Source organism: Sphingomonas sp. PAMC 26617 (assembly GCF_000242835.1).
In the GTDB taxonomy this organism is placed as follows: Bacteria; Pseudomonadota; Alphaproteobacteria; order Sphingomonadales; family Sphingomonadaceae; genus Sphingomonas.
On the sequence record NZ_JH594425.1, the window covers coordinates 2,978,959 to 2,988,081 of the forward strand.

Annotated in this window: 1 protein-coding gene; it reads left to right on the plus strand. The window is 64.6% G+C overall.

What is annotated here, in order from left to right; genetic code table 11:
* Window positions 1-76 precede the first annotated feature (76 nt).
* Window positions 77-9,123: S-layer family protein (locus RH91_RS22855; RefSeq protein ID WP_198283258.1), on the plus strand; the 9,047-nt coding region annotated here is incomplete at its 3' end.

Consider the following 9,123-nt stretch of genomic DNA (forward strand, 5'->3'; position numbering starts at 1 on the left):
GTAGCGCGGCCTCGGACAGTACCTCGGAAAAAGGTGCGGCAAACCGGGTGTCGCCTGGCAGAGGGGGACGGCGGTGGTGCGGAACGGCGATGCGTCGGCGATGCGACTGCGGCGGATCGGGCAGTTCCTGTCCGGCATATCGGCGCTCGCGTTTGGTGCCGGGCTGGCCTTGCCGCAGCCCCTCCATGCGGCGGACACGACGATCAGCAACACGATCGTGTCGACCCCGCAGACCGTCAGCGCGAGTATCGGACAATATTCGATCACCGGAACCGGGACGCTCACCAGTACGGCCGTGACGACCCTGTTCAACCTCGGAACGGTCGGAACGCTCACCAATCAGGGCAAGATCTTCAATACCGCCACGACCGGTAACGGGCTGCGAAACAGCAACTCGATCGGGGCGATCGTCAACAGCGGCACGATCAGTGCGCTTGGCGTAGCTTTCCTGAACGACCGTCAAGACGCGACGTCGACGCTCGTTCCGGTGATCGGGGCTTTCACCAATTCCGGGGTCATCATAGGGTCGAACACCGCGGGCATAACCAACCTCGGTGGCACGATTGGAACGCTGACCAATAGCGGGACGATTAAGGCACCGATCGCAATCTTGACGGCGGCTGACAACGGTAATTCCGGAATAATCCGTACGATCGTCAACTCGGGTTTGATAGCGGGCGACATCGTCAATTTCGGTTCCGCCTTGACGATCATTGGCGGAAGCGGAGCGAAAACCGGCACGCTGACCGGATTCCAACCGTCAAAACATGGCACGATCAGCTCTACGCAAGACATCGTCTTCGCGTCGGGCAATGTGTTGCTCGACGATGCCATCAGCGGAAGCACGATCGCCAACAGGGGAGCGGTCATCACGCTCACCTCGCCGGCCACCATCTCCGGCGCTTACAGCCAGACGGCGGGCAGGCTGATCCTTGATACGCTTGGGAAATTGTCCGTCACCGGGCAAGCGACGATCTCGGGCGGGACCATATTGGCAAGCCTTTCGAGTATCGGAAACTATTTCGCAGACACGGCGATCTCGACGCTGATCAGCGCGGGCGGCAGGCCCAGCTATGGCGGCGTCAGCATCGCGACCACGCTGGCAAGCGGGCTGGCGGCGCGCGGCACGACGGCGGGCAACGATTTGCTGCTGGTGGCGTCCAACGACTATATCGGCGGCACGCTCGCCACGCTCAATACCGCCGGGACGATCAGCGGCTCGGCGTATGCCTTGGTGGTCGCGGCAACCGGTTCGGTCGGCACGCTGGGCAACAGCGGTCTGCTGTCGGGCAACTCGCGGGGGATCTGGGTCGACTTCTTCGGTCACATCGGCACGGTCACAAACCAGGGCCGGATCGTCGCGGTCGGCGGGGCGCAGGCCGCGGGCGGGATCGCGAACAGCGGCACGATAGCGTCCATCATCAACACCGGAACCATCGTCAGCGGGGCCAGCAGCGGGATCGGCAACAATCAAACCGCCGCCTGGATCGGGCAGATCACCAACAGCGGGGTGATCATGGGAGCCACGGGCGGCATCTACAACCAAGGCACGATCGGATCGCTCGTCAACAGCGGTGAGATCGTCGGTGCGCAGGGCCTGTCGATTACCGGCGGTACGGTTGGTATGGTTAACAACAGCGGCACGATCCGTGGTGTCACTGCACTGTACATCGGGTCCGGGTCCAGCTTCGGGCCGATCACCAACAGCGGCGTGATCGCGGGCAGCATCCTCAACGCCAGCACGAGCGGCCTGACCATCACCGGCGGGGCCGGAAGCGCGATCGGCACGTTGACCGGCAGCACCCTTACCAACAGGGGCAGCATCATCAACACGCTGTCGAACATCGTGCTCGCCGGCGGCAACCTCCTGCTCAACGATCACGTCAACGTGACCGGGCGCACGCTGGTCAACAACGGGGCAACGGTCTACCTCAACGCGACCGACACGATTACCGGCGCGTTCAGCCAGACTGCGGGAACGCTCCTTCTTGCTCCGACGGCGGGGGGGCTGATCGCGACGGGGGCGGCGACGATCGCGGGAACGATCCTGTCGAACTTCGCAACTACCGGCAATTACTTCCAGGGCACCTACACGATGGTGCGCGGTGCCAGCCTGGGGCTCGGCGGGGCGACCGTCTCGATCGGCACGATCGCCGGTGCGTACAGTTCGCTGAGCACGGTCGGCAACGGGCTGCTGTTGACCGTGTTCAACGACTATGTCGGCGGGACGTTGGCGACGCTGAACAATAGCGCCGCGATCACGGGAGCGGACATCGGGCTCTACGTTGCCACGACTGGAAGCATCGGTACGTTGACCAACAGCGGAACGTTCGGCGGCAACATATTCGGCGTCGACAATCGCGGCACGATCGCCACGTTCGTCAATTCGGGGCAGATAAACAGCGGCAATTCCACCGGGTTCTGGAACCAGGGTGACATCGGGCAACTGGTCAATTCGGGGACGATCACCAATTCGAGCTGGGCGATCCTGAACGAGGGTTCGATCGGGACGCTGACCAACACCGGGGTCATTGCGGGTGGCGGCAATGCGATCCAGAACAACAGCCTGATCCGACTCCTTCTGAACACCGGCACCATGTCCGGCGACCAGAATGCGATCGCCGGCGATTTCGGCACGATCGCCAATGCCGGTGCCATCCGCGGGAACATCAACCGCAGCGGCGGCACGATCGGGACGATCATCGGCGGTAGCGGCGGCACCGTCGGGACGTTCACCGGGTTCGACGGCACATCGCAAGCGACGATCGGGGTGAGCGCGAACCTGGCATTCGCGTCGGGTGCGCTGCTGCTCAACGACACGATCATGGCCGCCAATATCGCACCGAGCGCCATCACCATCAGCAACGGCGGCGCAGACATCACGCTGCCGACGATCGTTTCGATCGTGGCGAATTACCGCCAGACCGCCGGATCGCTATTGCTCGGCAGCGCCGGGCGGCTGGTCGTCACGCAGTCCGCCACCTTCTCCGGTGGCACGATCGGGGTCGACGTCGGCGGGCTCAACGCGAACGCCACCTATCGGGTCGGGGACGCGGTCGGGGGAACGCTGGTTGCGGGTGGTCTGGGGTCGAGCTACGCTGGCGTCAGCATCGCAGCGACCGGCGGCATCGCCGGACTGAGCTTCGCCGGGAAGACCAGCGCGACCAACCTCATACTGGGCGCCAAGAACATCTACGTCGGCGATACGCAGACGTCGGTCGGCAACACCGGCACGATCAGCGGCGTCAGTTACGCGTTGTACGTCGCGAATACCGGCGCGGTGGGGACACTCGGCAACAGCGGAATCCTCAGCGGCACGGCCGACGGCGTCAGCATCAACGGCAGCATCGGCACGCTCACCAACAGCGGTCGCATCAGCGGCGCCCAGAAGGGGCTTGGCAATCAGGCGACGATCGGCACGTTGATCAACGCCGCCGGCGGAACGATCCTCGGCGGGACCGCGGCGGGGCTGCAGAACGATACGACGCTCGGCAGGTTGATCAACGCCGGAGTCATTTCGTCAGGCTCGGCGGGCTTTGCCAATTATGGCGTCATGGGATCGCTCATCAACAGCGGGACGATCACCGGCAGCTTGCAGGGAATCTACAACGCCGGCACCATTTCCGCCACGCTGGCCAACAGTGGGTCGATCACCTCCGCGCAAAGCGCGATCGGATTGTCCGGCGGGATCGCCACGCTGGTCAACAGCGGTCTCATCGGTGGCGGCAGCACTGGCATCAACCTTGCCGGCACGCTTGGTACGCTGGTCAACCTCGCCGGGGGGACGATCAGCGCCAGCGACGCGCTGTATGTCGACGGCACGCTGGGCGGGCTCGACAATAGCGGGTTGATCCGAGGGAACATCAAGATCGTATCGGCCAATCCGTTGACGATCAGCGGCGGGGCTGCCGGGACGATCGGCACGCTGACCGGGCTATCCGGCCGGGCGACGATCACCAATACGCTCGGCAACATCGTCTTCGCGTCGGGAAACCTGCTGCTCGACGACAATATCGTCGCGACCGGGCGGACGATCAGCAACACCGGTGCCAACCTCACGCTGAATACCCTCGTCAACGTTACCGGCAAATACAGTCAGAGCGCGGGAACGCTGACGATCGATCCGACCCTGGGCGGGCTGGCCGTCAACGGGGCGGTTGTGCTTGGCGGCGGTACGGTGCGGTCCAGTCTTTCGAGCACGGGAAACTATCTGCAAAACACGTACACGTTGATCAGCGCGTCGAGCCTCGCGATCGACGGGGCGCAGATCTCGATCAATTCGATTGCCGGGCTGTATGATACCACCAGTGCGGCCGGCAAGTTGCTGCTGTCGATCACCAACGACTATGTCGGCGGGACGCTCGCAACGCTCAGCAACAGCGCGACGATCACCGCCGCCGCGACCGGACTGTACGTCGCCTCGGGCGGCAGTATCGGCACCCTCACCAACACCGGCACCTTTGGCGGCAACCAGTTCGGCATCACCAATCGGGGGGCGATCGCAACCCTTTCCAACGCCGGCCTGATCACCAGCACGAACCTCGCGGCATTCGCGAATGCGGGCAGCATCGGACGGATCGTCAACGCGGGCACGATCAGCAATGCAAGCCGATCGCTCCTCAACACCGGCACGATCGGCGCAGTGACCAACAGCGGGGTGATCGGCGGTGGCGTTGCGGCGATCCAGAATAGCGGCCTGCTGACGCTGATCGACAATCGTGGCACGATGTCGGGCAGCGGCGACGCGATCTCCGGCAACGTCGCGACGATCGTCAACAGCGGCCTGATCCGCGGGAACATCAACCCCGAGGGCGGTTCGATCGGAACTATCGTCGGTGGCAGCGGGGGCGCGGTCGGGACGTTCACGGGCTTCGATGGCACGTCCCAGGGCACGTTCGGGGCAAGCGCCGACCTGATTTTCGCGTCGGGCAGGCTGCTGTTCAACGACAAGATCCTTGCCGTCGGTGCCTTGCCGGCGAACCTCACGATCAGCAACGTCGGCGCGGATATCGTTTTGTCGTCGGTCATCCAAATCGACGGTAACTACCGGCAGACGGCGGGCATCCTCGATCTCGGAGCCAATGGCGGACTGCTGGTCACGCAGGGGGCCGCGCTGACCGGGGGTACGATCGCCGCGAGCCTGGGCGACTTCTCCCCAACGAGCACCTATCTCGTCGGGGGCGGCGCCGCGCGAACGCTGGTGGTGGGGGGAACCGGGTCGAGCTACGCCGGGGTCAATGCCGTGCTGTCGGGCGGTTTTTCCGGCCTGCGAGTCAATGCGACCACCAGCGGCACCAATTACGTTCTTACGGTCGGCAACGATTATATCGGGACTTCGCAGGACTCGATCGGGAACAGTGGGACGATCCGCGGTGCCACCTATGCGCTGTATGTCGCGGACAGTGCGTCGGTGGGTACGCTCGTCAACAGCGGGACGCTGAGCGGAACCGCAACGGGCCTCGTCAATCGCGGCAGCATCGGCACGCTCAGCAACAATGGGCTGATCGACGGCACGATCGGACTGCGCAATTACGGGATCATCACCGCTTTCGCCAACGCCGGTACGGTGGCCGCAAACGGCGCTCCGGACGGCATTGGCGTCTTCTCCACGAACATGATCGCGAATTTCACCAACGATGGCGTGATCAGCGGCGGGACGGGAGGCGGCAGCACGGGGATCCTCGTCGCCGGGACGATCGGCACCCTGTCGAACCACGCTGGCGCGACGATCGGCCAGGCGGCGGAGTTCGGCACCGGCGTGCAGAATTACGGCACGATCGGCCGCGTCGCCAATGCGGGGTTCCTTACCGCAGGCAGGAACGGGTTCGCCAATGGCGGCACGGTAGGGTGGTTCGATAACAAAGGAACCGTCAGCACCAGCGACCCGAGCTTCTACACCGCGCTGGTGAATACCGGATCGATCGGCACGCTGACCAACAGCGGTCGGATCGCCGCGTCCGCCGGAATCTACAATTCCAGCGGTAGCATCGCGTTCCTGATCAACCAGCAGGACGGCGTGATCGCGGGTCAGAACGCGATCTTCAACACCGGCAGTATCGGGATGCTGAGCAACAGCGGCACGATCCTGTCCTCCGGCGGCGGGAATGCGGTTTCGGTCCTGGGCACGCTGGGAACGCTCGTCAACACCGGGTCGATCATCAGCGACGCCGGTCTGGCGGTGATCGTGACCGGGGAGGGTTGGCTTGGCGGGATCGCGAACGGTGGCGTGATCCGCGGCGACATCTACAATTTCGGATCACCGGCGCTGACGATCTCGGCTGGCGTCGGTCCGGGGACCGGAACCTTCACCGGCATCGCGGGAGAACACGGGCTGATCATCAACGCCGCGAGCGATCTGATCTTCAGCAGCGGCAGCTTGCTGCTTGGGGATGATATCGAACTCAACGGCCTGCACACCGCCATCAACGCCGGAGCGACTCTGTCGCTGGTGCCCGGTCTCTCGATCCACGGCAATTTCACGCAGACGGACGGGGTCCTGTCGCTGGTCCCGGGCCAGCAAGCGCTGTCCGTCATCGGCACGGTGAATTTGACCGGCGGCACCGTGCGTGCCGATCTTGCAAGTACGGGGAATTATCTGGCGGGCGACAGCCTCCTCCTGATCTCAGGGTGGGCAGGCTCGCGGTACGACGGCGCGACCCTCGCCGGCGCGCCGACCGGTCTCGATGCGGTTGCCGACGGTAGCGAGGGCGCGCTGGTCGAACGATTCGCCAACAACTACGTCGGCGGTGCGCTGGAAACGCTGTCGAATACGGGCACGGTTTCGGCTGCGACGGCGGTCTATATCGCGGCGACCGGAAGTCTCGGGCGGCTCGCCAACAGCGGCGTGATAGCGGGCGACATCCTCAACCTCTCCACCAACGGCCTGACGATCAGCGGTGGAGTGGACGATACGCAGGGGACGCTCACCGGCCGGTCCGGGCAGGGCCGGATCACCAGCACGGGGTCGAACGTCGTGTTCGATACGGGCAGCCTTCTCCTCGACGATTCGGTCGACGTCGGCGCGGGAGCGCTGATCAACAGCGGTGCCTCGGTCGCGCTGAACGGGGTGGTATCGGTGACGGGCGCGTTCACGCAGACGGACGGCACGCTGTCGTTCGCGCGCGGCAGTGGCCGCCTGGTGGCGAGCGGGGCGGTGATCCTCGGCGGCGGAACGGTCGCGATGACGGGCTTCGCCCCGACCGGCAACTATCTGGTGGGCGACCTCGGCGGGGTGGTGGTCGAAGGGGGGGAAGGGTCGTCCTTTACCGGCCTCTCCTATGTTTCAGACGTCGGTGGCCTGCTGCTGTCGGGCAGTTCGTCGGGCAACGCGCTGCACCTCGATATCGCCAATTATTATGTCGGCGGGACGCTGGGATCGATCGCCAACGCGCGCGATCTCCCGATACAGATCGCTGCCTTCATTGCATCGAGCGGCACGCTCGGCGCGTTCTCCAATAGCGGGAGTCTCATGGGGCAGGTCGGGCTCGTCAATCTGGGCGCGGTCGACTCGGTCTCGAATGCCGGCGTCATCGACGTCGGCGCGACCGGGATCATCAACACCAACCGGCTCGGGCTGCTCGCCAACAGCGGCATGCTGAACGCGGCAGGATCGTCGGCGGTCTACAATGACGGAACGATCCAGACGATCGTGAACAGCGGTACGTTGATCAACAGCCAGTTCAATGCCGGATCCGGGCAGATCGGCGCAATCGTCAACAGCGGAACGATCGGTGTCCTGAGCAACACCGGCCTGATCGCCGGGCCGGTTGCGCTCTACACCGACGGCGCGATCGGCACGATCGCGAACAGCGGTACGATTGCGGGCACTATCGTCAATCGCGGTACGCCGGATCTCGTCTTCACCGGCGGGACGGGCGGCAGCATCGGCGTGCTCCGGGGATACGGCACGGACGGCCAGGGCCTGATCAGCAACACGGTAAGCAACGTGGTCCTCGCTGCCGGCGAAATCCTGCTCGACGATTCGGTCGTGCTGGGGACAGGCACGCTGGTCAACGCCGGCGCGACGCTCCGGCTGGCGAACTCGGTCAACGTCACCGGCAATTACGCGCAGGCGACCGGGACGCTTGCGCTCGGGATGGCGTCGCTGCTGGTCAGCGGTGTCGCGAACATCAGCGGCGGGATGATCACGACCGACCAGCTCGACGGTACCGGGACCTATCTCATCGGCACGGGCGGCGGGACGCTGGTCCGGGCCGGCGCTGGTTCCTCCTATCAAGGCGTATCCGCCACCTCGGGAATCACCGGGCTGGCGGTCGCGACCGATGTCAGCACGATCGGCAGCAATGTCGACCTGTTGCTGACGATCACCAACGACTATGTCGGATCGACGCTCACCAACCTCGCCAACGAGGGGACGATTACCGGCGTCTCGACTGCAGCGTATATCGCCGAAACGGGAAAGCTCGGGACTCTCGCCAACACCGGCAGGGTCGACGGCAGCCTGTACGGCGTGCGTAATTTCGGATCGATCGGTCGGGTCGACAATGCGGGCACGATCACGGGATGGGTCGGCCTCTTCAATGCGGGTACGATCGATACGATCTACAACAGCGGCAGCCTGATCGACTTTCCGACCGTCCTCGCGGCTGGCCTGAACAACGATGGACGGATCGGCGCGGTGATCAACGAAGGGTTGATCAGCGGTTCGTCGCGCGGGTTTTTCAACCGCGGGACGGTCGGGCGGATCGTCAACAGCGGGACGATCTCGGGCGCGCTTGCGCTCTACACCGGCGGCAGCATCGGTACGATCGACAACCGCGGATGGATCCTCGATTCCGCCGGGCCCGAAAGCGCCGCGCTCAACAATGCCGGTCAACTCGATACCCTGCTCAACAGCGGTACGCTGTCGGGCGAAACCTATGGCGTCCTCAACGGTGGGACGATCGGCAACTTCACCAACGAGGGGCTCATCGTTGCCCCGGTCGCGATTCGCATCGGCGCTTCGGGGGCCGTCGGGCCAATCGTCAATGACGGCGTGATCGCGGGGAACATCGAGAACCTCTCCGCGCAAGCGCTGACGATCTCAGGCGGCTCGTTCGACCACGCCGCCACACTCACCGGCTTTGGTGGTGCGCACGGAACGATCAGCAGCACGCTGGCGGA